The sequence below is a fragment of the Marinobacter confluentis genome (assembly GCF_004785685.1).
GTDB lineage: Bacteria > Pseudomonadota > Gammaproteobacteria > Pseudomonadales > Oleiphilaceae > Marinobacter > Marinobacter confluentis.
This window is the reverse complement of the sequence record NZ_SRPF01000001.1, coordinates 776,979-800,635: the sequence shown is the minus strand read 5'-3', so window position 1 is coordinate 800,635 and position 23,657 is coordinate 776,979. Positions and strand designations below refer to the sequence as shown.

The following is a 23,657-nucleotide window of genomic DNA, read 5'->3' as shown; positions in this document are numbered from 1 at the left end:
GGGCAATCGAAAGTAATCATGAACAGCCAGACTGCACAGAGGAACTTACGACCACCGGGCCTCGTTAGAGAGCCAGGCTCGGTAACAAGTGTGAAAACACAGTTTAACAAGTGTCTTCCTGCGTTTTCTACCGTGTTTTGATGGGGCCAGGCCTGAGGTTTTCAACCGTATCAGGCAATCTGATAGAAAATTCCGTGACTCCAGACACCCATTGGTGCGCCGGAATCCGGCTCATCGGCTGCGATCAACTCTGCAAGATCGTAGTAAGCAGAGGTAACCAGCCGGGCTTCGAGGCCGTGGGGTAGCTTGACCACCGGCCTGGGCTCGCCGGTTTCCGGATAGGTTCCGAAGCTCAGTGGATGGTCACCGTCAATTGCGACCACCTCACCCACATTGGTCGTCACAGACAGTTGACGCTGATCCCCCTCACCCTCCGCCTTCAGGCTGTGGGCCAGCAAGGGAGTGTCCTGCACCTGTACCCGCCATTTTTCGACCGGAGTAACCAGATAGTAGTCGCCATCCGCTTCCCGACGCAGAATCGTGGAGAAAAGTCTGACAATGGCCTCGCGGGCAATGGGCTTACCTTCGTAGAGCCATTCGCCCTTTCGGTTGATCACAATATCGATATCCCCGGACAACTCGGGATGCCACTGTTCCAGCGGCGGTTTTGACTGTTTGCCTGCAACGGCTTCGATCTGCCCGGCAATGGCTTCAGGTTTCTGGCTCATTTCGTCGCCCTGAGTGAATTCGTCGTCTGGTTTAACCACTTACGGCAGGAACTGGGCTTTCAGATCTGCACAGCCCGGACCGGCAACCGGCATATCCAACACGATGGCCTGGGCCGTCATCAGCGGAATGCCCTTGCGATGTCCGTCAACAAACAGCGTTGCCAGGCTGCCGACCAGTGGCATGTGCGACACAATCATCAGCGGAGAGTCAGGCGCATCAAGAATTTCATCGAGGCATTTGCCCGGATCATCGTCGGGAGTAATGAAGTTCTTTTCGATCACCGGACAATTCAGAATCTCGGAGGCAATTGCAGCCGTCTGCCGGGCACGGACCAGTGGGCTGCACCACATGGCACGGGGGCGCCAGGGTGATTCAGCAATCTGCGACGCCACTTCTGCAACCGCCTGGCGTCCATACTCGGTCAGCTCGCGCTGACCGTCCAGGGTGTGATAACCAGCCTCGCCATGGCGCATGATAATCAGCTGCACAGGAGCCTCCTTGAAACAGACTGGCGCGTCAGGTCAGCGCTCACTGGGAAATGGTTCGGGGCAGAATAAACTCCACGTCGGAGTTCTGAACCGACATCATCAGGCTGTTAATGACAGCGCTGATGGATGCGCCTTCATACATGATCTCGTAGAGCCCGCGCACCAGCGGCATATAGATCCCGATTGCCTCGGACTTCTCTTTGACCAGTTTAAGCGTGTAGATACCCTCGGCAACCTGGCCCAGTTCTGCAACGGCGTCATCCAGCTCCTTACCTTTACCGATGGCGTAACCAATGCGGAAATTTCGGCTTTTCGAGGATGTGCAGGTCACGATCAGGTCCCCCACCCCGGCCAGGCCCATAAAGGTCATCGGGTTTGCACCGAGGCTGACGGCAAACCGGCTCATTTCCGCCAGGCCGCGGGTAATCAGCATTGCTTTGGCGTTTTCACCCAGGTCACGCGCTGATGCCAGCCCCGCGATAATCGCGTAGATGTTTTTCAGGGCGCCAGCCAGCTCTACCCCGTATACATCAACGTTGGCGTAGACTCTGAAGTATTCACAGCCAAGCAGTTCCTGGAGTTCACGGCGGACGTCAGGGTCCTTGGCGGCAATGGTGGTTGCGGTCAGGTCCCGGCTGACAATTTCGCTGGCCAGATTGGGCCCTCCGAGCACGCCAATACGGCAGCGCGGGATTTCCTCTACCAGTATCTCGCTCATCAGCTTGAAGCCATGTTCCTCAATACCTTTGGTCAGGCTGACCACGATCTGGCCGTCGCGGAAGGCTTGGCTATGTTCTCTGATAACGGCCCGGAAGGCTTTACTCGGAATGGCAACAAGGACCGTACCGGCATTGGCCACGGCTTCTTCGAGCTTTGTTGTTGGCCGGATATCGCCATTCAGTTTTACATCTGGCATGTAGCGGGTGTTACAGCCGGTCTGGCGAATTTCATCCGCCTGATGTTCATCTCGCATCCAGAAGTGAACCGTGTGGCCGTTCTCGGCAAGCACTTTGGTCATTGCGGTGCCGAAACTGCCGCCGCCGAGCACAGCGACATGCTGTCCGCTGGCCCCGGGCGCTGGCGGCTGAGCTTCGTTGTTCTGAGGCATAGTCTTTCCCTTCAATGGGGTTGGGCCCGGTTTCAGCCGGGTTCTTCACATTCCAGGGCCCGCACCAGGTTCTTGAATTCTTCCCGGTTACGACTGTTCATGCCCATCAGTACCCGATGGGCTTCCAGTACCTTGTCGCGGACTTCCTGCTCACTGGCCTTCAGCACGGGAATTTCCTCAAGCTCTTCAATGCGCGAGGCGGGCTCTTTGACAATGATGAAGATCTTGTTGAAACCCATTGAGGTCGCAATGCGGGTAATGTCCGGATTAGTGGAAATGAGCGTGGGTAGGAACTGGCTGCGTTTGTGAGCGGCCATGGCGATCTTTGCAAGCAGGCCCAGAGTGGTGCTGTCGATGATGTCGGTCTCGGTAAGATCAACCACGACGGTCTTGAAGTTCGGGTCCTGAGTGATGGACTCAACCAGATTATCCAGTGTAGAACAGAGGTTTAGCCGGATTTCTCCAATAAACTTGAGGACATAAATGCCCTGTTGTTCCGCTTGCAGGATTTTATAACCAGCCATTGGGTTCACTGCCACTATGTCGACGTCGGCTCATTGATGACGGCTTTCGTGTCCGTCACGGATACAATAGCAATATCGTCAGGTAACTCTGTGATCCCTTCCAGATTCAGAGCATCGCTTAAAGCCCCAATAGTGTGACGACCTCCAGATACGACTTCAAGTAGTCTCCGTTCCTTTTCATCCAGGCCTTTCTCCGGGATCACCTCAAGAATTCCGTCTGAAAACAGGATCAGATGGAACGGTTGGTGTAATGGGACTTCGTAAACATCCCACTCCGGCTCCTCGAACAGCCCCACCGGCAAGCCGCTGCCCTCCAGAAAACCGGTTTCACCATTATCAAAGGACAGGATCGGCAGCGGAAAGTGAGCGCCCACCGAATAGCGCAGTAGCCGCTCGGAAATCGAGATAATGCCGACAAATACCGTTACGTGCTTTCCCAGCCCCGTATCCAGCAACTCGGTATTAATACGTTCAAGAAACTGGTTTGGGTGCAAAATATCGCTACTGGATCCGCGCCGCAGATTCCGTTGTAGCCGGTTGGTGAGATTTTTCAGCAGAACCGTCACGAATGCAGAACTGGCGCCATGGCCGGAAACGTCGGCGATGTAGACCAGAACCTTGTCATCAGACAGCGGAAAATAATCCAGAAAATCTCCGCTCAGGTAGAGCGACGGCTTGATCAGGTAATCGATGGTCAGACCGGTCATCACCTGTTCGCGGTCCGGAAGCATCTTGAGCTGGACCTTGCGGCCGGCGTTCTGGTCTGCCCGCAGCTCGGCTATACCATCGCGCAGGTCACGGTTGGCCTCTTCAAGCTCCTGACGATAAAGATGGTTCAGGCGGTTGACCCTGACCCTGTCAAAAAGCTTGCCAATGACATCGTCGAGCGCGCCCTTGTCCTCGGCACAGGGCTTGAGCACAACGTCGGCAGCGCCAGCCCGCATGGCTTCTACAATATCGGTGGCTTTGGTGGTGTTGTATATTGCGACGATCGGCGCGAAGATCTCGGCATCATCCAGCCGCCCTGCCAGTTCGCCAATGGCCGTGGGGGTCAGGTCGGCGAAAATGATGTCCGGGGTTTCATTATCAAACAGTGAGCGCGCGGAGCCAGTATCCGGGTAACCGGTCACATAGAACCCCCTGGCACTCAGATAGCGGCCAAGCTCTGAACGGGCGTTCTCGTCTGAATCGATGATCAGAATGCGCTCGGTGCGCGAAGTCATGTCTTTGCCCTAAGCTTCCAGCGGTAAAAGGAATTACGCCCGTCCGTTACCTATTCTGGCATCCCCTTGTGATATAACAAGGCATCTTTACCGAAATCGGGAGTAACAGAGCAATGCGAAGCGCAGTCAACGACCTGCTTGGTGCTTATGACAAGCTGATCATGGACCCGGTTCACGGCGGCATTCCCCTTTATCGGCATGAAATCCAGGTTATTGACCACCCTCTGTTTCAGCGCCTGCGAAATATCTGCCAGAACGACATTCTCAGCCTCGTTTTCCCGGGTGCCACCCACTCCCGCTTTCTACACAGCATCGGCGTTATGCACGTGGGTACGAGGATGTTCCGCTCGATGATCGACGCTTATCTCCGGGAGCGCAAGCTCAGCGACCGGGCCGACCTGAGCATGAACCAACTGGACGCCATCGACTATCTGGCAAAGATCATCCGCCTGGGCTGCCTGTTGCATGACAGCGGCCACTCCAGTTTTTCCCATCAGTTCACCCAGGCGCAGCGCATTCACGACCTTATGTCACGGCCCAACCGTTTTGAAGATCTGTGGAAAGACGCCGACTACACCCTGTACCACAGCGAAAAACCCCGGGAACTGGAACACGAGCATTATTCCGTTCGCGTGGCTCACGAGGTGCTTTGTGCAGTGGATATGGAAGACGCCGGCCTGGATGCCCGGGACGTGATCGGCATAATGGAAACCACGGATGTGCAACCCAGCGAGACTTTCTGCATTCACGCCCGCACATTCTGGAACTTCATCGCCGGTCAGGATGCGGAGTCCGGCTTGCTGAGTGAAGCTGACACTCCCAGGCTGGTCATGGACCTGCTCTCATCCATCGTATCCGGCGAGATTGACGCAGACCGGGCGGATTACATGCTCCGGGACGGCTTTCATTCCTCGGTAACCATCGGTGGTTTCAATCTTGACCATCTTCTCAGCAACCTTCGCTTTGGCTGGGACGTGCAGGAACCCTGGCTTGGCCTTGCCATTACCCAGAAAGGCCTGGGTGCTCTGGAAGACTTTGTGTACAGCCGGCACCAGATGTACCGAAAGGTTTACGCCCACAAGACGGCATTGGGGTTCGACTGGCTCCTGCGTGAGGCCATCAATGAAGTGCTCGATGACGCAGACGTGTTTGCCTGGGTAGACACCTGCCTCAGCGATATGCGGTACTTCGCGGATCTCACCGATAGCTTTTTCTGGGAAGCCTTCCGGAAAGTAGCTCGCAACAACCCCGCCAGCTATTCACGATGCATCGTCGACCGGGCCAAGCTCAACCACCTGGACACCCGCGAAGATCTGAGCAACGCAGGTATCGAAGCCCATGCCCGGTGGTTGGCGGCGGAACTGAAGCTAGATCCGGCTAAAGTCGTCACCTGTTCCATGCGGGCCCGCTTTTCCAACATTCAGGACAACTTCAACGGCATCAAGGTGCTGGTCAAGGACCCCATCGACCGGTCACGGTCCCTGAAAAAAATCACCGAAGTCAGTGCGTTCTTCAGCAAGTTCAAGGACGGCACCATTACGCACTTCTACACGCCTCCGGCCACAACCCTCTGCTGAGTATGAATACCGTCCTTGATTTACAAGCGGGATCAGGCATCCGTAGCAGACAGCTCGTTGACCAGGGCGCTGGCGCTGTTAAACGCGCCCTCAACCCGGCCCCCGCTCAACCAGTCGCCCGCAAGACCAATCTGCTCGTCCGGGAACCAGAGGTGCCCCGGGGTATCGGTGTCAGTAGATTTGGCGTACAGCCATCTATGGGTTACCAGATCGTCCGGTTGAACGGCTGCGCCGGCGATTGCCAGGAACTCCCGCACCATTTCACCAGCAACCTGCTCTGCTGGGGTATCGGTATTGGCCCGTGACCATTCGGACCTGGCGTGAAGCACCCACCATTGACCCCTGTCATTCCGGTCGGGCTTGCTGGAATTATTGCCAACCCAGCTCAGGATTTCGCTGTGTACCCGCATGCCGTCATACCGGTCGAACGGCGTTTCAGCAAAATGAGCGGCAACGGCCCAGCAGGGCTGAACGTGATTCACCGGCTGATCAAGGTGCCCGGCAAGGTGCGGGAGATTGCTGCCTGCAAGAAGTTCGCGGGCCTGGGCCGGCGGCGCGGTAACAATCACTGCGTGGTAGGGCCCGAACTCATGGCCTTCTGTGGAAACCAGTTGCCAACCCGACGGGTCCCGGCTCAGTTTCTGGACCCTGGTTTCGGCAACCAGCGATACATGATCAGAAAGAGCCCGGCTGACGGCCGTCATTCGGGGCACGCCCACATAGCGTTTCTCATCGGGGAAGGCTTCCCACTGGCCAGGAGACCTCTGATAGCCGAAACGGGCTTTCCAGGGCGCAAAATGCTGCTTCCCGGCGTAGTGTTTAAGAAATTGATGAAATTCAGGATTCCGAATGGTGAAATACTGTGCTCCGATGTCCGCGGAACCGCCCTCAACCCTTTTAGCTGCAAGTCTTCCGCCGGGGCCGCGGCTTTTCTCGAAAACGGTGACGCGGCAACCCCGTTGCTGGAGAAGAATCGCGGCAGTAAGCCCCGCCAGGCCTGAACCGATGACCGCTACAGAGCGTAGATCTCTACCATTAGACTGTTCTTCACGGGGGGCGGATTGGATTTCGTTAATCATTTTCAAAGATGCATCCAGATTCGGTTGATGGGACGTATAGTGTGTGTCGCCTGAGCCAGTGAAAACAGCCAGGCGATCCGGTCTAAACTATGAATCAAATTGTGAATTAGAAGGCAAGCAGGGTATGACCCGAGTGCAAAACTGGCTGACAAACATCCTGAGATGGTTCGACTCGGAGGCAGGTTCGGATCAGCTGAACACCGATTCCCGATCGTTCAACGTTATTCGTGTGCTTCCATTCATTTCGCTTCATCTGGCTTGCCTTCTGGTATTGGTGACCGGCACCAGCGCTTTTGCGGTGGTGTTTGCCGCGGTCTTTTTCCTGGCCCGAATGTTTGCGATCACAGGTTTCTATCATCGGTATTTTGCCCATAAAACGTTTAAAACCGGAAGAATTACCCAGTTCATGTTTGGCCTTCTCGGAGCCAGCGCTGCGCAGCGCGGTCCGCTCTGGTGGGCGGCGCATCACCGTCACCATCACCAGCATTCGGACACTGAAAAGGACTTGCACTCGCCGCGTCAGGGTGGCTTCTGGTGGTCCCATCTTGGTTGGTTTACCTGTGATGCCGGCTTTGCCATGGATGAGCGGCGAGTGAAAGACTGGATGAAGTTTCCCGAGCTCAAATTCCTGAACCGGTTCGATTCGCTGGTGCCTGCCGCAGCCGCCGTCAGCATTTACGGCCTGGGTGAATTACTTGCAGCAACGGCGCCACAGCTGGGTACAAACGGCTTACAGCTGCTGGTGTGGGGTTTCTTCATATCGACTGTGGTGCTGTTCCATGCCACGGTATCGATCAACTCGCTTTCACACGTCTGGGGGAAGCGCCGGTTTGAAACCGATGACGACAGCCGGAATAACGGATGGCTGGCACTGATCACCCTTGGCGAAGGCTGGCACAACAATCATCACCGCTGGCCCCAGTCCGTGCGCCAGGGTTTTCGATGGTACGAGATAGACATGACCTGGTACGGGCTCTGGATTCTCTCCAGGCTCGGGCTGATTTGGGACATGAATCCAATTCCCGAACACATCAAGGAAGAAACCCGTCAACTGGACAAAATGAGGAGGACAGAATCATGAGTACTGCCTCAGTTATTGATATGGGCAAAGGAAGTGCCTCCGTTACCGAAACTCTCACACGGTTCACCAGGCTGTTCAACAATCTGTCCTCTGCAAATATCCGCGATATAGCGGACGTTTACAGTGATGACGTGACCTTCCAGGATCCCTTCTGCAAGGTTGAGGGCATTGGCGAGCTCACCGAATACTTCACCGGCGCCTATGAGAATGTTATCTCCTGCCAGTTCGATTTTGGGGACCCGGTCATTAATGGCCGTCATGTCTGTATTCCCTGGATCATGCGGCTCAGACACAAGCGAATCCGCAATGGCCATCAGGTCAATGTAGACGGCATCAGCCAACTGACCATTCATGGCGGTCGGGTAACCGGTCATCGCGATTACTTCGACGTAGGGCAGCTTCTGTATGAAAACCTGCCATTTCTCGGCAAGGCCATTCGCTGGATAAGGAGTAAGGCCGGATGAGCCAGCGCCTTGAAACACCCTCGAATATCTGGATTACCGGGGCCAGTTCCGGCATCGGTGAAGCACTGAGTAAAGCCCTGATTGAACAGGGCCATCACCTGATCGTTACCGGGCGGAGGCAGGAAGCGCTCGATGCGCTCGCCTCTGGTGCCGGCGATAAGGTGACCACCGCCCGGGCAGACACCACCAGTAAAGATGAGCTTGCTGCCATTGCCAGCGATCTGGAAGCCCGGGGCGATCTTGATATGGCCGTGCTGAACGCGGGTACCTGCGAATATCTGGACATTAGCGAATACAGCAGTGATGTGATCGAAAACAATCTGACAACGAACGTTGTCGGTACCGCGAGAAGTCTGGACATTGCCCTGCCCGCGCTTCGTCGAACGGTCAGGAAAGGAAAGCAGGCCACCCTGGTGATTGTCAGCTCATCTGCCTGGTGGTTTCCGTTTGGCAGGGCCGAAGGCTATGGCGCTTCCAAGGCCGCACTGACCTACTTCGCCCACGCGCTGCGCGCAGATCTCGCAGCCGAAGGCATCGATGTGGTTGTTGTCTCACCAGGCTTTGTGAAAACTCCGCTGACCGATCAGAACGATTTTCCAATGCCGTTTCTGGTGTCAGCGGAAGACGCCGCAGACCGCATCGTGAAAGGGCTTAAAAAGGGCAAGCGGGAAATCGCTTTCCCGAAACGCTTCACCTGGAGCCTGAAACTCCTGGGCGCCCTTCCCCAGGGCCTGATTGACCGAATGTCAGCCAGCATGAGCCGCCAGAATAGCTGATTGCGCACTTATCAACGAACCCGAAGGAATAAAGCATGACCAACCCCCGCCAGCGCATCGCAGTCATTGGTGCAGGCGTATCCGGCCTGACCTCTGCCTGGCTGCTGGCTGAGCATCATGACGTTCAGCTGTTCGAGGCAGGCAACTACGCCGGCGGCCATACAAACACTGAAATGGTGCCTCTTGGCGGCAAGGACTGGCCGGTAAACACCGGGTTTATTGTATTTAATGACTGGACCTACCCAAACTTCATCAAGTTGATGGACCGCCTTGGCGTCGCATCAGAAAAGAGCGACATGAGCTTCAGCGTCGACTGCCATTCTTCAGGTCTGCAGTACAACGGCACCAGTCTGAATACACTGTTTGCCCAGCGGTCCAATGTGCTGAACCTGCCGTTTCTGCAAATGATTCGGGAAATCCTGCGGTTCAACAAGGAATCTCGGGAAGATCTGGCCTCCGGCGCAATCACTGACCGGGAGACCCTCGGCGAATACCTGAACCGTAACGGCTACTCCCGCTACTTCCGCAACTACTACATTGTGCCGATGGGCGCGGCCATCTGGTCAGCGCCAGAGATCGTGCTGGAGCAGTTTCCGATCCGCTTCTTCCTGCAGTTTTTCAATAATCACGGCATGCTGTCAGTGGATGACCGACCCACATGGCGTGTCATTTCAGGAGGTTCCGCGACCTACGTATCAGCGATGATGGAGCGCCTGGGCGATCGGACTCATCTCAACAGCCCGGTCACGTCAGTCACCCGCGATTCCGAGGGGGTCACCGTTGAGGTTGGCGGCGAGCAGCAGCGTTTCGATCAGGTGGTGTTTGCCTGTCACAGCGATCAGGCTTTAAGCATGATCCGGGAACCGACCGACGCCGAAAAAGAGATCCTCGGCGCCATTCCCTTCCAGAATAACGATGTCGTGCTGCACACCGACAGCTCGGTGCTGCCGTCCAACCGTCGGGCCTGGGCGGCCTGGAACTATTTCATACCCAGCCACAGCACCGAGCCGGTCTCAGTAACCTACAACATGAACATTCTGCAGAATTTCCACACCGCACCGGAAACCTTCTGCGTTACCCTGAACCGGTCGCGGGATATTGACCCGGCGCGAATCATCAAGCGGTTTGAGTATTCCCACCCGGTGTTCAGCATGGACGGAGTTGCCGCTCAAGGCCGATACAACGAAATCGGCGGCCACAATCGCAGTCACTTCTGCGGCGCCTACTGGTTTAACGGCTTTCATGAAGACGGTGTCGTCAGTGCCTTGCGGGTGGCAAAAGCTTTCGGAGTGGAGCTTTAACCATGACGGCCGCATGGAACCGGCACATCGTCGTTTCCGGCCTTCAGAGTCAGTGGCTGGAAGGCAGTATCCGTCATCGTCGCAAGGCGCCGATCAACCATGAGTTTTCCTACCATACAGGCATGCTGGCGCTGGACCTGCGGGAATGGGACTCGATTACCGGCATCAGCCCCCTGTTTTCGCTGGAACGTTTCAACTGGCTCTCCCTGCACCGCGAGGACTACCTGGAACCGGCAAATGGCACCCTTCTGGAGGCTGTTTCCAATCAGGTCGAAAAGGCTACCGGCTGGAGCCCTGACGGCGCCGTCCAACTGATTACCCACCCCCGGTATTTTGGATACGTCTTCAACCCGGTCAGCTTCTACTTCTGCTATGACCTGGGCGATATTCCGGACCAGGGCGCCGTACCCAGGGTTATCCTGGCCCAGATTACCAACACACCCTGGAAAGAAACCCACACCTATTGCCTGGAAACCCGCCGGCAGCCTGACGATTCAAAAGACACCGGCTGGCGCAGCGAGCGGTTCGAATTCAGCAAGCGGTTTCACGTGTCGCCGTTCAACCCGATGAACCAGCACTACCGCTGGACCTTCAGCTTTCGTGGGCCAGAGCTTCGGGTTCATATGAACGTGCTCCAGGATGACGAGAAGCAGTTCGATGCCACCCTGGTGGTCCACCGCACGCCACTGGATCGTAAAACACTTCATAAAAGCCTGAGGCAATTCCCGCTTGAGGCCTTCAAGGTGACTGCCGGTATCTACTGGCACGCCCTGAAGCTGAAAGTGAAAGGCGCTCAGTTCTTTACCCACCCCGACAAACTGCCGGAAGACAGCCCGGATTTTCGACGGGGTACCGAAGACTCAGGTCAGACAGTGTCGCCCCTAGACGCTGACGCAAAACCAACAGAAACAACCGGAACGACTGGAAAGGTAAGCTCATGGAGAATCTGAATAATCAGTATGAAACCGCTGAAGGCAGCGTCCGTGGATCGCTCACCAGCCGTGCCGCCAGATCTCTGGTGTGTCAGCAGTTGTCAAAACTTAAACAGGGTGTCCTCAAGATTCGTGAGGGAGAAAACTCGGTTCTCACCTTTGGCGACGAGGACACCCGCTACCCGGCCGCAGAGCTCGTTATTCACGATCAGAGCACCTGGAAGGATCTGTTGACCGGTGGCAGTGTCGGCGCTGCCGAATCCTATGTAGCCGGTGACTGGTCCACGCCGGACCTAGTTGCCCTGCTCCGGTTTTTCACCCGTAACATTGACCTGATGAACCAGTTTGAAGACCGCTTCAGCTGGATCACCAAGCCAGCCCTGAAGGGCCTGCACTGGCTTAACCGGAACACCAAAGAAGGTTCCAGGAAAAACATCAGTGCCCACTACGATCTGGGCAATGACCTGTTCGAAACCTTTCTCGACCCCACCATGATGTATTCCTCGGCGATTTACCCCAGCCATGACTCATCACTGGACGAGGCAGCCGTTCACAAGCTGGACTCCATCTGCCGCAAGCTTGACCTGAAACCAGGCGATGAGGTGATGGAAATCGGCACCGGCTGGGGTGGCTTTGCCATTCATGCGGCAAAACACCATGGCTGCCGGGTAACCACAACCACCATCTCCCAGGAACAGCTGGACCTTGCCCGTGATCGGGTTAAAGCCGAAGGCCTGGAAGACCGCATTACCCTGCTGTTTGACGACTACCGGGATCTTGAAGGCCAGTTCGACAAGCTGGTGTCCATCGAAATGATTGAAGCCGTGGGTCCGCAGTTTCTGGACAGCTATTTCTCGCAGATCAGCCGCCTGCTCAAGCCCACCGGGCTCGCACTGGTACAGGCGATTACCATGCCTGAGCAGCGCTACGAGCGGGCTCTGAAGAACGTGGATTTTATCCAGCGATTTATCTTCCCCGGCAGTTTCATTCCCTCTTTTGGCGCCATCCTTGGCTCAGTCAGAACCGGCTCGGACATGGTAATGACCCACTCCGAGGACATCGGCTTCCATTACGCCCGAACGCTCCGCGACTGGTGTGAGCGGTTCATGGCAAACCGGGAAATTCTGGCCAAGGCCGGATATGACCAGTCCTTCCGACGCCTCTGGCATTTCTACTTCGCCTATTGCGAGGCCGGCTTCAGTGAGCGGGCCATTGGCGTTTCCCAGATTGTGTTTGCCAAGCCGAACAACAAAACCGCAGGCGTGCCAGGCTTATGATCCAGTCCGATACTGCCCGCAACGTCATCAATTTCGTGCTGTTCCAGGTGGGCTGGTTTGCCTGTGTGCTCTACCCCGGTCTGGGCGCAGTGGGGCTGGTGGTTCTGATCGTCGCTTTTCATCTTGCGTTCATCAGTCAGGCACGTATGGCCGAACTCCAGTTCATCGGCGCTGGCGTGGTGATTGGTGGGCTTCTGGACGGCCTCTGGTTCAATGTGGGCGTGATGGATAACGGCGTTGAAGGCTTCCAGCTCACGCCGATCTGGATTCTCGGCCTGTGGGCGGCGTTCAGCACCACTCTGTCCCACTCGCTGTCGTGGATCAGTGCCAAACCCTGGCTGCCGTTCGTCTGTGCTCCGGTCGCTGGGCCCTTCGCTTACTGGTCTGCCAGTAAAATGGGTGCTGTAGAACTTCCGGACCTGACACTGTCGCTGGCAGCGCTTGCCGTAGGTTGGCTGGTGGTGTTTCCACTGTTGCTGTTCATCCGTAAAACGCTATATCCGGAGCTTGTACAATGAAGACCTTCGTGTGCATGGCTGCGCTGGCACTACCGGCCAGTGCTCTTGGCTCTGAAATCCGCTTTGTCGGCACTGCAACGCCTATCGACGGTGGCGACGCCCTTTACCAGGAAAGCCATGTGGTTACTGGCAGCTGCCAACAGGGGCAGTTCAACCCGGAAAGCCATTCAGTGGAGTACACCCGCTCGAATGAGGGTGCGTTTGCCACCAAAGATCTCTCCTATACAGAATCTGCCCTGCGACCGACCGTTGATTTCAGGCAGCCGGGATTTTCTGAAACCCTGGATATCAACAATCGTGATGACGAAACCCTCGAGATCATCTGGCAGGCTCCCTCCGGATCTACCGAAGAAGCAACGCTAAACGTGAGTTCCTCACTGGTTGCCGATGCGGGTTTCGACAACTTTGTGCGCCAGAACTGGAAAACCGTTGTCGAGAATGGCGAATCGGTGGAGTTCGAGATGGTCGCCCCAACCCGGGGAGACTATTACGGGTTCACACTTGAGCCTGCCAGCGATGACCGGATCGACGCGGACCATGTGGTCCGGATTCGCACCACAAGCCGGTTGCTGGGGTTTCTGGTCGACCCCATTGTGCTGGGCTACAACAGCGACGGGCTGCTGACGGATTACCTCGGCCTCACCAATATCCGGGAAAATGAAGACGCCAACTTCACAGCCCATATCCGGTACGACATTGAAGCAATGCCGGAATGTGAACTGACCCCCTGAATTCTACAAGGTCGGCCCGCCCCGACCTGATACCCTAAGCCCCTGATGTGGTAGGATTCGACCCTCGGCTTGATTTCACATGACCACTTGCAGGGGCCTGAATTCCAATGATGTTCGTGTCTTTCAACGTCAACAGTATCCGCACCCGGCTTCACCAGCTAGAGGCGGTTATTGAACGCCTGAATCCTGATGTAATCGGACTCCAGGAAACCAAAGTCCGGGATGATGAGTTCCCCGAACAGGCCATCCGCGATCTTGGTTACCAGGTGCACTTCCATGGACAAAAGACCCATTACGGTGTTGCTCTGCTGTCGAAACAGAGCCCGGATTCAGTCCAGAAAGGCTACCCCTGGGACTCGGAGGACGCTCAACGCCGGCTGATTACCGGTCGGTTCACAGTCAACGGCCGAGTTCTGACCGTGATAAACGGCTATTTCCCCCAGGGCGAAAACCGCCATCACCCGACCAAATTTCCTGCAAAAGAACGTTTTTACGCGGATCTGATGCGATACATCGACGAAACCCGGTCGCATACCGATGACCTGCTGGTGATGGGCGACATAAATATCTCCCCCACGGACCAGGACATCGGCATTGGCGCCGATAACATGAAGCGCTGGCTCCGGGATGGTAAATGCAGCTTCCTGCCAGAAGAGCGGGAGTGGTTGGCCCAGGTTCAGAGCCGCGGATTAACGGATGTTTTCCGCCAGTTACACCCAGATGAAGCAGACACCTTCAGCTGGTTCGACTACCGCAGTAAAGGGTTTGAGCGTGAACCGAAACGCGGCCTGCGAATTGACCTGATCATGGCCACAGATGAATTGGCCGGGCGCGCCAGAGCCGCCGGAGTCAGCTATGATATTCGAGCCATGGAGCGGCCGTCGGACCATTGTCCGGTCTGGGCTCGCTTTGACCTTTAATTGTCAGACCCGGCGGGCGAGATGAAGAAAGTCAAAACCCGAGATCGTATTCTCAACGCCAGTCTGTCGCTTTTTAACAGCACCGGCGAGCCCAATGTAACCACACTGCTGATTTCTGACGAACTGGATATCAGCCCGGGTAACCTCTATTACCATTTCAAGAGCAAAGGCGACATAGTTGAGGAGCTGTTCGACAGCTATGAGCGTGAAATGGCGGACCTGCTCGACGTGCCCGGTGATGCCGACATTTCCCTGGACCAGTTCAGCTTTTTCTTGCACCTGCTGTTCGAGACGGTTGCAAGGTACCGTTTCCTGTATCAAGACCTGGTGAACGTCCTGTCCCGCTATGACCAGCTTCAGACCCGCTTCCGCCGGATTCTGAACAAGAAAACGGACGGCTTCCGAACCCTGTGTGAAAGCTTTAGACGCCAGCAGCTGATGACAATCAATGACGATGAACTACAGGCGCTTTGCCAGCAGTTAACCCTGACGGCCTGTTATTGGAGCAGTTTTGACACGCTGTCGCACCTGGATGACCGGAATTCAGTGGATCCCGGGCGGGGGGTCTATCAGATGATGTATCTGATGCTGCCCTATTTCGCCGAAGACGGGCAGGACCAGATTGCCATGATGAGTCAGGATTACATTGGCTGATTACTCTTCCTCGGAGCGGTCCTCGTCCTGATCCCTCAGTCTCTGCAGCTCCGCTTCCAGCGCCTGGATCCGGCGCTCCATGGCTTCAATCTCTTCACGGCGATGAATACCAAGCCTGCGCAACGCCCCTGAAACCCGTTCATCGAACATGGTTTCGAGCCTGTCCCAGGTGCCGGTCGCCTTCTGCCGCACATCTCCTACCCGATCCTCCACCGAGCGGATCTGCTTTTCGACAACGCCACGGGTTTTAGTTTCCAGTTGTTCCCCTTCCTGCACCAGCCGCTCAAAGAAGCGACCTGCATCGTCCTCGGCTTTGGTGTAGGCGCCAAGCCCCGCTAACCAGATCTGCCGCGCGGACCCTTTGATTCTACCGGCAAGCTGGTCGTCCGTTTCCGGCTTGTTATCATTCTCATCAGACATGCAAAAACCTCAGAAAACATTCACGGGATCGTTAGCCCGATTGTATTACACGCAGGATTCGATTTCAGTGCAAAGTGGCAAAACAACCACTTTCGAGGCAGGCGTTGTGCCCCTGGGGTGACGCTACTGAGCGGGCCGATATAAACAGGCTGTGATTATGAAAAAATGTGATCAAAGCAAGACGCCCTCCGCTTGTATTGAACAGATTTTGTACAATACTTCAAGGAACCGGTGTCCCCGCTGACATCGGTTGTCTGGAAGTCTTTCATGGATACTACTCGCACGCCTCTGCCCGGCCTTCAGTGCCGGGCTTTTTTCTTCCCAATTTTTTGTTATATACTTATATGGTATGGTTATAACCAAAGCTTAATGTGAGGAAAATTCCATGATAGACGTCGCGTGGGCCCAGTTCACTCCCTGGACTGCACTGGCAGGTGGCGCGCTGATCGGTGTTGCGGCCGCGCTGCTACTTCTGTTCAACGGCCGTATTGCCGGCATCAGTGGAATTCTGGGTGGCATGCTGACTGCCAGTCCGGGAGACATGCCATGGCGTGCGGCTTTTATCATCGGTCTACTGGTCGCGCCGCTGGGTTGGTTGATGCTTTCCGATCTGCCGCCTATCGAGATTGAAGCAGGCTATCCTGTCATCATCATCGCCGGCCTGTTAGTTGGCATTGGCACCCGTTACGGCTCCGGGTGCACCAGCGGTCACGGTGTTTGCGGTATTTCACGGTTCTCGCCACGATCGCTGGTGGCCACAGCAACGTTTATGGCAGCGGGCTTTGTGACCGTATACGTCGTCAAACACCAGCTCGGAGGCTTCTGAACCATGGGATTCACACTTGTTTCGTTCCTGGCCGGGCTGGTTTTCGGTCTGGGTCTGTTGATCAGTGGCATGGCCAATCCGGAGAAAGTACTGGGTTTCCTGGATCTTGCTGGCCTCTGGGACCCCTCACTGGCGCTGGTAATGGTTGGTGCCATTGCAGTGGGCGTCATTGCCTTCCGGATAGCCGGATTACGCCGGTTGACGCTTCTGGGCCTGGAATTCCGCCTTCCAACGAAGACCGACATCGACAAACGCCTGGTCGTCGGCAGTGTGGTGTTTGGAGCCGGTTGGGGGCTTGCAGGCTTCTGCCCTGGCCCCGCTCTGGTCGCCATGGGCGCGGGCGAGCAGAAGGCTGTGGTCTTCGTGGTGGCAATGCTGGCAGGCATGGCCCTGTTCGAGCTTCTGGAAAAGCGGCGCGTTGCCAACTGATACTTTTCGCACGGGGCTCTGACACACACCAGCGCCTGTGGCATCATGCTTGCCAATGGCCTCTGCCTAATCTGGCTTTGTCACTCTCTACCCCTCAGGAGACACCATGGATATCAGACCGATTGACGACCGAATCTCCGTATCCCCACAGATCAACCCGGGCGATATTGCCGAACTGGCCCGGCTCGGCTTTAAGACACTGGTAGCCAACCGCCCGGACGGCGAAGAGCCCGGTCAGCCATCAATGGCTGAATTAGAAGCAGCCGCAAAGGAACATGGGCTGACGTGGATCTATCAGCCTGTCCAGTCCGGCAATATCCTGGATTCTGACGTAGACCGCTTCGATGACATGATCCGCGAGGCCGAAGCCCCCGTAATTGCCTTCTGCCGAACCGGAACCCGCTGCACAGTGCTTTGGGCACTTAGCTCCGCCCGCCACGCATCGGTAGATGATGTGGTCAGTAAGGCCCGTAATGCGGGCTACGATGTCAGCGGTCTGACCCCGCGAATGGCGCAGCAGTCCGGTAAATAGGCCAATCATCTTTCAGATTCGCACCTCCATCAGGACGCTACATCATGCAGTACAAGGGTACCGCTAACTTCAGCCATGATCATCCAGAAAAAATCGGTGTGCTGGTCACCAATCTGGGCACCCCGGACGCCCCCACCAGCTCAGCCCTGCGTCGATACCTGGCGGAATTCCTGTGGGACCCGAGGGTCGTCGAGGTGCCTCGACCCATCTGGTGGCTCATTCTGCACGGGATCATTCTGAGAATACGCCCGAAGCGCTCTGCCAAAGCTTACTCAGGCGTCTGGACCCCCGAGGGCTCACCGCTGCTGCTGCACACGGCCAAACAGGCCGAAGGGATCCGCAAGGAGCTACAGACAAAATACGGAAACAACCTGGTGGTTGCATTCGCCATGCGTTATGGCAACCCGGGCATCGGCCACGTTCTCAATGAATTACAGGCTCAGGGCGTGCGAAAGCTGCTGGTACTGCCGCTGTATCCGCAGTATTCCGCGTCGACCTCAGCCTCTACCTTCGATGCCATTGCCCACGACTTTACCCGCCGGCGCTGGCTGCCGGATCTGAGGTTTGTATCCCATTACCCGGATTACCCGCCCTATATCGAAGCCATGGCAGAGCACATCAAGGCCCACTGGGAAAAACACGGCCGCAACCAGAAGCTGGTGCTGTCCTATCACGGCGTTCCGCTGAAGTACCTGACCAAGGGCGACCCCTACCACTGCGAATGTCATAAAACCTCCCGCCTGCTTGCCGAAAAGCTGGGTCTTGGCAAAGACGAATACATGACCACCTTCCAATCCCGCTTTGGTCGCGAGGAATGGCTTCAGCCCTATACCGATGAGACACTCAAATCCCTGGCAGGCAAAGGCATCGAGTCGATTGATGTGTTCTGCCCGGGTTTTTCATCGGATTGCCTGGAAACCGTTGAGGAAATCGACGAGGAAAACCGGGAGTACTTCATGGAAGGCGGCGGCGACGGCTTCAGCTACATTCCCGCACTGAATGCCACCCATGGCCACATCAGCGCCCTGACCCAGCTGATCGAAGAGAACCTGCAGGGCTGGCAGGTGCCGGCCAACCGTCCTGAAGACCTGGCGGCCACGCTGGAGCGCGCCGAAGCACAGAAACAGGCGCAGTATCCCGGACGGGGCCTGTAATGAGACTGAACTGCGACCTGGGCGAAAGCTACGGTGCCTGGCAGATGGGCCAGGACGACAGGGTGATGCCCCTGATCGACATGGCGAACGTCGCCTGCGGCTTTCACGCAGGGGATACCACGGTCATGCAGAAAACGGTCGCGCTTGCTGCCCGGCACGGCGTGGACATTGGCGCGCACCCGTCCTACCAGGATATCCAGGGTTTTGGCCGACGATCCATCCCCCACTCGCCGGAAGAAATCGAAGCGCTGATGCTGTATCAGCTCGGAGCGCTGGATGGGCTCTGCCGGGCAGAGGGGGTTGGCCTTGCCTACGTAAAGCCTCACGGCGCCCTGAACAATGACATGATGCGTGACATGACAACCCTTGAGGCGGTCATGACGGCCGTCCGCAAATACGACAGCACCCTGCCCTTGATGTTGCCAGTGACCGTACACCATGAACGCCACCGGAAACTGGCGGCTTATGTTGGCATCCCGATTCTGCTGGAAGCGTTCGCCGACCGGGCCTACGACGATGAGGGCCAGCTTGTATCGCGCAGATTACCCGGCGCAGTACATCACTCAGTAGAACAGATCGTTGATCAGGCTGTCTGCTTCGCCACCAAGGGCGGCATTCACAGCACCTCGGGGCAATGGCTGAACTTGCCCGCAGACAGTCTGTGCGTGCACGGAGACACTGACGGGGCTCTCGCCGCAATACGCCGGATCAGGGAAGCGTTAGAAAAGTCAGCTTAAATTAGGTCGGAAAAACATCTCAAGCTATTGATTTTCTCGGAAAAGTGGCGGTGGGCCAGGGATTCGAACCCCGGGTACGCTACTAACGTACGGCGGTTTTCAAGACCGCTGCATTAAGCCACTCTGCCAGCCCACCATTTTTCCACAGCCGTCATTGCGACAGCGGGAAGCATGATACCGTAATAGCCTGTTCTGTCAACGCCCTGCAAAAATCCGTAGGTAAAAATACGTTGATTTACAGACAGAACACTGAATAAAAGTCTGTGGCGCAAGGTTAAACGTATTTAAGGGAATCTTTAGACGGCTTAACGGTCAGAAACGATTGAAAGTTCAGGATTCGCCATTATTATGGAGACAACACAGCTGGAACGGGCAGAACTCACTGCCTGAACCTTTAAGTTGTAAAAACCGGAGATAAGTCAGAATGGAAAACAGACAGTATAGCGTTCAGAATCAGGGAAGCGTGGTCAACCGCGGTTCTGCGACTGCTGCAATTGGCGCAGACGCGAAAAAGGTACTGCGCAATACCTATACCCTCCTCGCCATGACGCTGCTGTTCAGTGCGGCAACGGCTGGCGTTTCCATGGCCATGGGCCTCAGCCACATGGTTGGTTTGATGTGCAGCATCGGCGCACTGCTGCTGATCTGGTTTGTCCTGCCCAGAACGGCTAACAGCTCTGCCGGTATCGGTGTAGTCTTTGGCTTCACTGGCCTGCTTGGCCTGTCACTCGGACCGATTCTTTCCTACTATCTGGCCATGTCCAATGGCGGCCAGATTGTCATGCAGGCACTGGGCGGCACCGCCGTGGTCTTCTTCGGCCTTTCAGGCTATGTACTGACCACCAAGAAGGACTTCAGCTTCATGCGCGGCATGCTGGTCGCGGGCCTGATGGTGGTCATTGTGGCCATGCTGGGCACTTTCGTCGCCGCCATGTTTGGTGTTGACGTCACCGTATTCAGTCTTGCATTGAGTGCAGCTATCGTCTTCCTGATGTCTGGTTTCATCCTGTATGACACCAGCCGCATCGTTAACGGCGGCGAAACCAACTACATTCTGGCGACCACCGGTCTGTATCTCAACATCTACAACCTGTTCGTCAGCCTGCTGCACCTGATTGGCGCGTTCTCCAGCGAATGATCAATCGCTTGATCGAGCAGACAGAAACCCCGGCACGTGCCGGGGTTTTTACGTTGGTGATCACAGGCGCGCCCTACTCCTCCCAGGCGCCGCAGACTGCGCTCCATTTTGCCAGCGCGGCAGTCGCCGCAGGCAAGAAGATTGATCGGGTGTTTCTCTACGGCGACGGCGTTCACCTGGCCTCAAGCCTGGCTGCGCCGCCATCCGACGAGACGGATCTGGCCCGGAGCTGGTCCGAGTTTCTTCTGGCAAACCAGATTCCGGCGGTCGCCTGTATTGCGTCTGCCTTGCGTCGGGGGCTGGTTAACGAAGCGGAAAGCAAACGATACCAGCTTCCTGCCGCCAATCTCCGCGAACCCTTTGAAATAGCCGGTCTTGGCGAATGGGTAGACAGTGTGGCGTCGGATTCCCGCATCCTGTACTTTCACAGGGGAAGCTAACATGAGTACGCTGATCATCATTGACCAGCCGCCCTATGGCTCCTGGGAAGGCCGGGAAGCACTGGACATGGCGTTTTCACTGGCAGCATTCGATCAACCGGTTACCTTGATGTTCTGCGGAGCTGGTGTTAACTGGCTGCGCAAAGGGCAGAATGCCGGTAAAGTCGGCCAGAAATCTGTTGAACGGAATCTCGCGGCGGCGCCGATCTTTGGTGTTGAAGCCTTACTGGCATGCACCGAGGCATGCAACCGCTACGGGCTGACGCAAACCGACCTGCTTGACGGTGTGACGGTAACTGCCGTAGGCCCGGAACTGACCAGCCGCTATGACCATGTCACTTTTGCAGGCTAGAAACGAGAGTGATGATGCCAGATAGAACCCTGCACATTCTGAACAAGCCACCGGAACACTATCGCCACCATCTGTGCCTCGAGGCCATTGGCCCAGAAGACGGCCTGGTATTTATTGAGAATGGCGTTCTGGCAGTGGTCCAACTGCCGACATCAGCACCTGACCGCTGGTATGCCCTTGCTCCCGACCTTGAGGCAAGAGGGCTTATTGGCCAGATCGGTGAGGACCGGGTGATCTCGTTTGACGACATGGTTGAACTGACAGCCACCGCCGGAAAGGTTATTAGCTGGTGAAGCATGACTGACGGCCCAATGCCAGAACGTAACAGTGAAGGATTCCTTGAGAAGCCGGAACACTGGTACCCGGAGATAGCGGAGTTCATTGCCCGCGAAGACGGCATTTCGCTTTCGGAAAATCACTGGGAAATCATAAAGTTCCTCCGTGATTTTTACCGGGATTATCAAGTGTCGCCCCCCTCAAATCGACTGTTCGTCAAAGCGGTCAGGGAGCGGTTCGGGGAGGACAAGGGGAACAGCATTTACCTGATGCAGCTGTTCCCTGGCACACCGGCGAAAACCGCCTGTCGCATCGCCGGTCTGCCGCGGCCAACCAATTGCCTGTAGTGCTGCGTTGCGCAGATCAGCTATCAGATTTCTTGCGGGATGAGTTCGGCGCGTCGCCCAGAAGGCTGCTCAGGCCATTTTCGAAAAGCCCGGTGCCGAACCGCCTGACCTGACGGCCGGATTCCTTCAGAGTGGTTTCGGGCAATTCCATCAGTGTCTCTTCCATCCCTTCCCGGACACCCCGTTTCACAGCCGGTTCGATTCGTTCCGCCGCTGCGATGATCTCCTTTGCCCTGGCGTCCAGATAAGGCCTTATAACAAACACCCAGAAGCCGAGAAGAACGAGAAGCACCGTTATCGCAGACGCCGCAACAACCGCCGCAAACATCCATTCAATTGTCATCAGGCGACTCCTATAGACTGTTGAGAATCAGAAACTGAATTGCGCCGGCCAGCAGGCCGAGCACGCCACCAACCAGCATCAGCTGGACTTCCTCCTCACGAAACGCCGGGCGCAGGATGTCCTGAAATTCCTCCGGGCCCAGCGCTTTCATCTGTTCGGCAAGGGCGCTGGCAACTACCGGGGCCCGGTCGCGATTGAAGGCCGGGTCGCTGAACACATCGTGAGTGGCCAGTACCGCTTTCTGATTCATGGCTTTCTTCAGGTCGGTGTAGCCGGTCATTCCGACGGTGACCTGGGCCGTCAACTTCATCACCACCGAGTTGTCCAGCAGCGGTCGCAGATGTTTCTGGATAATCGCCCGGGTTCGGTCGCCGCGGCGACCGTTGATCATGGCATCCGCGACCTTTTCCACGGTAATCAGTTCTTCAGCGACCAGTGTTGCCCAAACATCACTGATTTCCGGTTGGCGCTTCAGGAACAGCCCCTGAAGCTTCCAGAACAGGATTCGCCTGGGCCGCAGCGGCCTGAAAATCAGATTGATGGCAATCCAGTTGGTCAGAAAACCAACCACGAAACCGCCCACCGGCAGAAGCCATGGCGCCGGATAGGCTGACCAGATCGGCGCCAGTATCGCGCCCAGCAGCCCGCCAATTATGGCGCCTCTGTTTATTACCGATTTCAGTTCCGCCGACCCCGCCTGCTGAAAAATGCGGTTCATCAGGTCCGGATGCTTTGCCAGCTCGCGGCTGAGCAGGGCCTTGAGATCGACGAGATCATTCAGGTCATCGCCAAAGTCTTCGACCAGAGATTCAATCCGTTTGGGCAGTTGCTCCCGACCCCAGCGGTAGATGCGATTGCGCACGAACAGCGGCAGATTATCCCAGAGCACGGGCTGGAGCTCATACATGACCTCATCAATGTACTCGTCCATGCGCGGCCCCACCTGGGACACCACCTGCTCGACGATCTTTTCCGGTTCCAGTTTGCGGTATACGGCGTTCAGGTCGCCAAATTGCTGGAGTGTCCGGTCAATGCAGATGTGGGCCATTTTTTCGGCCTTGCGCGGTATCACTCCTTGCCAGCCGATAGGGCCAACCCCAAGGAACTGGACCGGGTAAAACGACATCTGGATTGCCAGCCAGTTGGTGAACCAGCCTACGACGGCTGCCACCAATGGCACTGAGATAAGCGCTAGATCAACCAAGTGGTGCCCCAGTCAGGTAAATAGGTGCGCATGTGCTTCCGATCATGAGCCAAACCCACTACCAAAAGCATTGGCCG

General features: G+C 56.3%; 30 protein-coding genes and 1 tRNA gene. 21 read left to right on the top strand and 10 right to left on the bottom strand.

Features of this window, described 5'->3' with window-relative positions; translation table 11 throughout:
* Positions 1 to 170: 170 nt before the first annotated feature.
* The 5 genes from E5Q11_RS03725 to E5Q11_RS03705 are packed head-to-tail and all read right to left on the bottom strand — an operon-like array spanning position 171 to position 4,072.
* A complete protein-coding gene (locus E5Q11_RS03725; RefSeq protein ID WP_135802035.1) occupies positions 171 to 728 on the bottom strand; it encodes a DUF1285 domain-containing protein in 558 nt (185 codons plus the stop codon).
* Between the two features lie 39 nt (positions 729 to 767).
* The gene (locus E5Q11_RS03720) at positions 768 to 1,217 is read right to left on the bottom strand and encodes a SixA phosphatase family protein (RefSeq protein ID WP_135802034.1); all 450 of its coding nucleotides are present in this window, start codon (positions 1,215 to 1,217) and stop codon (positions 768 to 770) included.
* Positions 1,218 to 1,257: 40 nt separating this feature from the next.
* A complete protein-coding gene (locus E5Q11_RS03715; RefSeq protein WP_135802033.1) occupies positions 1,258 to 2,325 on the bottom strand; it encodes an NAD(P)H-dependent glycerol-3-phosphate dehydrogenase in 1,068 nt (355 codons plus the stop codon).
* A 32-nt stretch (positions 2,326 to 2,357) separates the two neighbouring features.
* A complete protein-coding gene (locus E5Q11_RS03710) occupies positions 2,358 to 2,849 on the bottom strand; it encodes an STAS domain-containing protein (RefSeq protein ID WP_135802032.1) in 492 nt (163 codons plus the stop codon).
* A 14-nt stretch (positions 2,850 to 2,863) separates the two neighbouring features.
* Positions 2,864 to 4,072 carry a PP2C family protein-serine/threonine phosphatase gene (locus E5Q11_RS03705; protein WP_135802031.1) on the bottom strand — a complete coding sequence of 403 codons (1,209 nt, stop codon included), beginning with the start codon at positions 4,070 to 4,072 and terminating at the stop codon, positions 2,864 to 2,866.
* 113 nt (positions 4,073 to 4,185) lie between these two features.
* Here E5Q11_RS03705 and E5Q11_RS03700 point away from each other — a divergent pair, with 113 nt between their 5' ends.
* Positions 4,186 to 5,649 (top strand): HD domain-containing protein, encoded by a 1,464-nt coding sequence (locus tag E5Q11_RS03700; RefSeq protein ID WP_135802030.1) that lies wholly within the window; start codon positions 4,186 to 4,188, stop codon positions 5,647 to 5,649.
* Between the two features lie 32 nt (positions 5,650 to 5,681).
* Here the strand turns inward: E5Q11_RS03700 and E5Q11_RS03695 are convergent, their stop codons facing one another.
* Positions 5,682 to 6,728, bottom strand: coding sequence for an NAD(P)/FAD-dependent oxidoreductase (locus E5Q11_RS03695; protein ID WP_135802029.1), 1,047 nt, complete (start codon positions 6,726 to 6,728; stop codon positions 5,682 to 5,684).
* A 124-nt stretch (positions 6,729 to 6,852) separates the two neighbouring features.
* Between E5Q11_RS03695 and E5Q11_RS03690 the strand changes: the two genes are divergently transcribed.
* The 10 genes from E5Q11_RS03690 to E5Q11_RS03645 all read left to right on the top strand — a co-directional run bounded on the left by E5Q11_RS03690 (position 6,853) and on the right by E5Q11_RS03645 (position 15,382).
* Entirely contained in the window at positions 6,853 to 7,809 is a 957-nt protein-coding gene (locus tag E5Q11_RS03690; protein WP_135802028.1) for an acyl-CoA desaturase, read from the top strand.
* Positions 7,806 to 8,273 (top strand): nuclear transport factor 2 family protein, encoded by a 468-nt coding sequence (locus E5Q11_RS03685; protein ID WP_135802027.1) that lies wholly within the window; start codon positions 7,806 to 7,808, stop codon positions 8,271 to 8,273. The genes E5Q11_RS03690 and E5Q11_RS03685 overlap by 4 nt, the downstream gene beginning before the upstream one ends.
* Complete coding sequence (locus E5Q11_RS03680; RefSeq protein WP_135802026.1) at positions 8,270 to 9,049, top strand: SDR family NAD(P)-dependent oxidoreductase; 780 nt, start codon at positions 8,270 to 8,272, stop codon at positions 9,047 to 9,049. The genes E5Q11_RS03685 and E5Q11_RS03680 overlap by 4 nt, the downstream gene beginning before the upstream one ends.
* Before the next feature lie 35 nt (positions 9,050 to 9,084).
* Positions 9,085 to 10,350 carry an NAD(P)/FAD-dependent oxidoreductase gene (locus E5Q11_RS03675; RefSeq protein ID WP_135802025.1) on the top strand — a complete coding sequence of 422 codons (1,266 nt, stop codon included), beginning with the start codon at positions 9,085 to 9,087 and terminating at the stop codon, positions 10,348 to 10,350.
* Positions 10,351 to 10,352: 2 nt separating this feature from the next.
* A complete protein-coding gene (locus tag E5Q11_RS03670) occupies positions 10,353 to 11,300 on the top strand; it encodes a DUF1365 domain-containing protein (RefSeq protein ID WP_135802024.1) in 948 nt (315 codons plus the stop codon).
* Positions 11,288 to 12,559, top strand: a complete 1,272-nt coding sequence (locus tag E5Q11_RS03665) for an SAM-dependent methyltransferase (protein WP_135802023.1) — start codon at positions 11,288 to 11,290, stop codon at positions 12,557 to 12,559. Before E5Q11_RS03670 ends, E5Q11_RS03665 begins: the two co-directional genes overlap by 13 nt.
* Positions 12,556 to 13,077, top strand: coding sequence for a DUF2878 domain-containing protein (locus E5Q11_RS03660; protein ID WP_135802022.1), 522 nt, complete (start codon positions 12,556 to 12,558; stop codon positions 13,075 to 13,077). The genes E5Q11_RS03665 and E5Q11_RS03660 overlap by 4 nt, the downstream gene beginning before the upstream one ends.
* Positions 13,074 to 13,808 (top strand): hypothetical protein, encoded by a 735-nt coding sequence (locus tag E5Q11_RS03655; RefSeq protein WP_135802021.1) that lies wholly within the window; start codon positions 13,074 to 13,076, stop codon positions 13,806 to 13,808. Before E5Q11_RS03660 ends, E5Q11_RS03655 begins: the two co-directional genes overlap by 4 nt.
* Positions 13,809 to 13,915: 107 nt before the next feature.
* Positions 13,916 to 14,728: an exodeoxyribonuclease III gene (xthA, locus tag E5Q11_RS03650; RefSeq protein ID WP_135802020.1), complete on the top strand. Its 813-nt coding sequence runs from the start codon at positions 13,916 to 13,918 to the stop codon at positions 14,726 to 14,728.
* 21 nt (positions 14,729 to 14,749) lie between these two features.
* Positions 14,750 to 15,382, top strand: a complete 633-nt coding sequence (locus E5Q11_RS03645; RefSeq protein ID WP_135802019.1) for a TetR/AcrR family transcriptional regulator — start codon at positions 14,750 to 14,752, stop codon at positions 15,380 to 15,382.
* Here the strand turns inward: E5Q11_RS03645 and E5Q11_RS03640 are convergent, their stop codons facing one another.
* The gene (locus E5Q11_RS03640; RefSeq protein WP_135802018.1) at positions 15,383 to 15,802 is read right to left on the bottom strand and encodes a phasin family protein; all 420 of its coding nucleotides are present in this window, start codon (positions 15,800 to 15,802) and stop codon (positions 15,383 to 15,385) included.
* 385 nt (positions 15,803 to 16,187) lie between these two features.
* Between E5Q11_RS03640 and E5Q11_RS03635 the strand changes: the two genes are divergently transcribed.
* The 5 genes from E5Q11_RS03635 (at position 16,188) to E5Q11_RS03615 (ending at position 19,480) form a co-directional block, all read left to right on the top strand.
* Positions 16,188 to 16,628 carry a YeeE/YedE family protein gene (locus E5Q11_RS03635; RefSeq protein WP_135802017.1) on the top strand — a complete coding sequence of 147 codons (441 nt, stop codon included), beginning with the start codon at positions 16,188 to 16,190 and terminating at the stop codon, positions 16,626 to 16,628.
* A gap of 3 nt (positions 16,629 to 16,631) precedes the next feature.
* Positions 16,632 to 17,057, top strand: coding sequence for a DUF6691 family protein (locus E5Q11_RS03630; RefSeq protein ID WP_135802016.1), 426 nt, complete (start codon positions 16,632 to 16,634; stop codon positions 17,055 to 17,057).
* A gap of 106 nt (positions 17,058 to 17,163) precedes the next feature.
* On the top strand, positions 17,164 to 17,589 hold the full coding sequence (locus E5Q11_RS03625) for a protein tyrosine phosphatase family protein (protein ID WP_135802015.1): 426 nt from the start codon (positions 17,164 to 17,166) through the stop codon (positions 17,587 to 17,589).
* 44 nt (positions 17,590 to 17,633) lie between these two features.
* Entirely contained in the window at positions 17,634 to 18,743 is a 1,110-nt protein-coding gene (gene hemH / locus E5Q11_RS03620; protein WP_135802014.1) for a ferrochelatase, read from the top strand.
* Entirely contained in the window at positions 18,743 to 19,480 is a 738-nt protein-coding gene (locus E5Q11_RS03615; protein ID WP_135802013.1) for a 5-oxoprolinase subunit PxpA, read from the top strand. The genes hemH and E5Q11_RS03615 overlap by 1 nt, the downstream gene beginning before the upstream one ends.
* Positions 19,481 to 19,525: 45 nt before the next feature.
* Here E5Q11_RS03615 and E5Q11_RS03610 read toward each other — a convergent pair.
* Positions 19,526 to 19,616: transfer RNA gene (locus E5Q11_RS03610), tRNA-Ser, on the bottom strand.
* 288 nt (positions 19,617 to 19,904) lie between these two features.
* Between E5Q11_RS03610 and E5Q11_RS03605 the strand changes: the two genes are divergently transcribed.
* The 5 genes from E5Q11_RS03605 to E5Q11_RS03585 are packed head-to-tail and all read left to right on the top strand — an operon-like array spanning position 19,905 to position 22,033.
* Positions 19,905 to 20,618, top strand: a complete 714-nt coding sequence (locus tag E5Q11_RS03605; protein WP_135802012.1) for a Bax inhibitor-1/YccA family protein — start codon at positions 19,905 to 19,907, stop codon at positions 20,616 to 20,618.
* Entirely contained in the window at positions 20,615 to 21,058 is a 444-nt protein-coding gene (gene tusD / locus E5Q11_RS03600; RefSeq protein WP_135802011.1) for a sulfurtransferase complex subunit TusD, read from the top strand. The genes E5Q11_RS03605 and tusD overlap by 4 nt, the downstream gene beginning before the upstream one ends.
* 1 nt (position 21,059) lies before the next feature.
* The gene (locus E5Q11_RS03595; RefSeq protein ID WP_135802010.1) at positions 21,060 to 21,410 is read left to right on the top strand and encodes a DsrE family protein; all 351 of its coding nucleotides are present in this window, start codon (positions 21,060 to 21,062) and stop codon (positions 21,408 to 21,410) included.
* A gap of 14 nt (positions 21,411 to 21,424) precedes the next feature.
* The gene (tusB, locus tag E5Q11_RS03590) at positions 21,425 to 21,703 is read left to right on the top strand and encodes a sulfurtransferase complex subunit TusB (protein ID WP_225314950.1); all 279 of its coding nucleotides are present in this window, start codon (positions 21,425 to 21,427) and stop codon (positions 21,701 to 21,703) included.
* A gap of 3 nt (positions 21,704 to 21,706) precedes the next feature.
* Positions 21,707 to 22,033: a TusE/DsrC/DsvC family sulfur relay protein gene (locus tag E5Q11_RS03585; protein ID WP_135802009.1), complete on the top strand. Its 327-nt coding sequence runs from the start codon at positions 21,707 to 21,709 to the stop codon at positions 22,031 to 22,033.
* Between the two features lie 16 nt (positions 22,034 to 22,049).
* Here the strand turns inward: E5Q11_RS03585 and E5Q11_RS03580 are convergent, their stop codons facing one another.
* Together E5Q11_RS03580 and E5Q11_RS03575 are read right to left on the bottom strand one after the other, a co-directional pair.
* A complete protein-coding gene (locus E5Q11_RS03580; RefSeq protein ID WP_135802008.1) occupies positions 22,050 to 22,376 on the bottom strand; it encodes a hypothetical protein in 327 nt (108 codons plus the stop codon).
* Between the two features lie 10 nt (positions 22,377 to 22,386).
* The gene (locus tag E5Q11_RS03575) at positions 22,387 to 23,580 is read right to left on the bottom strand and encodes a DUF445 family protein (protein WP_191964452.1); all 1,194 of its coding nucleotides are present in this window, start codon (positions 23,578 to 23,580) and stop codon (positions 22,387 to 22,389) included.
* Between the last annotated feature and the right edge of the window lie 77 nt (positions 23,581 to 23,657).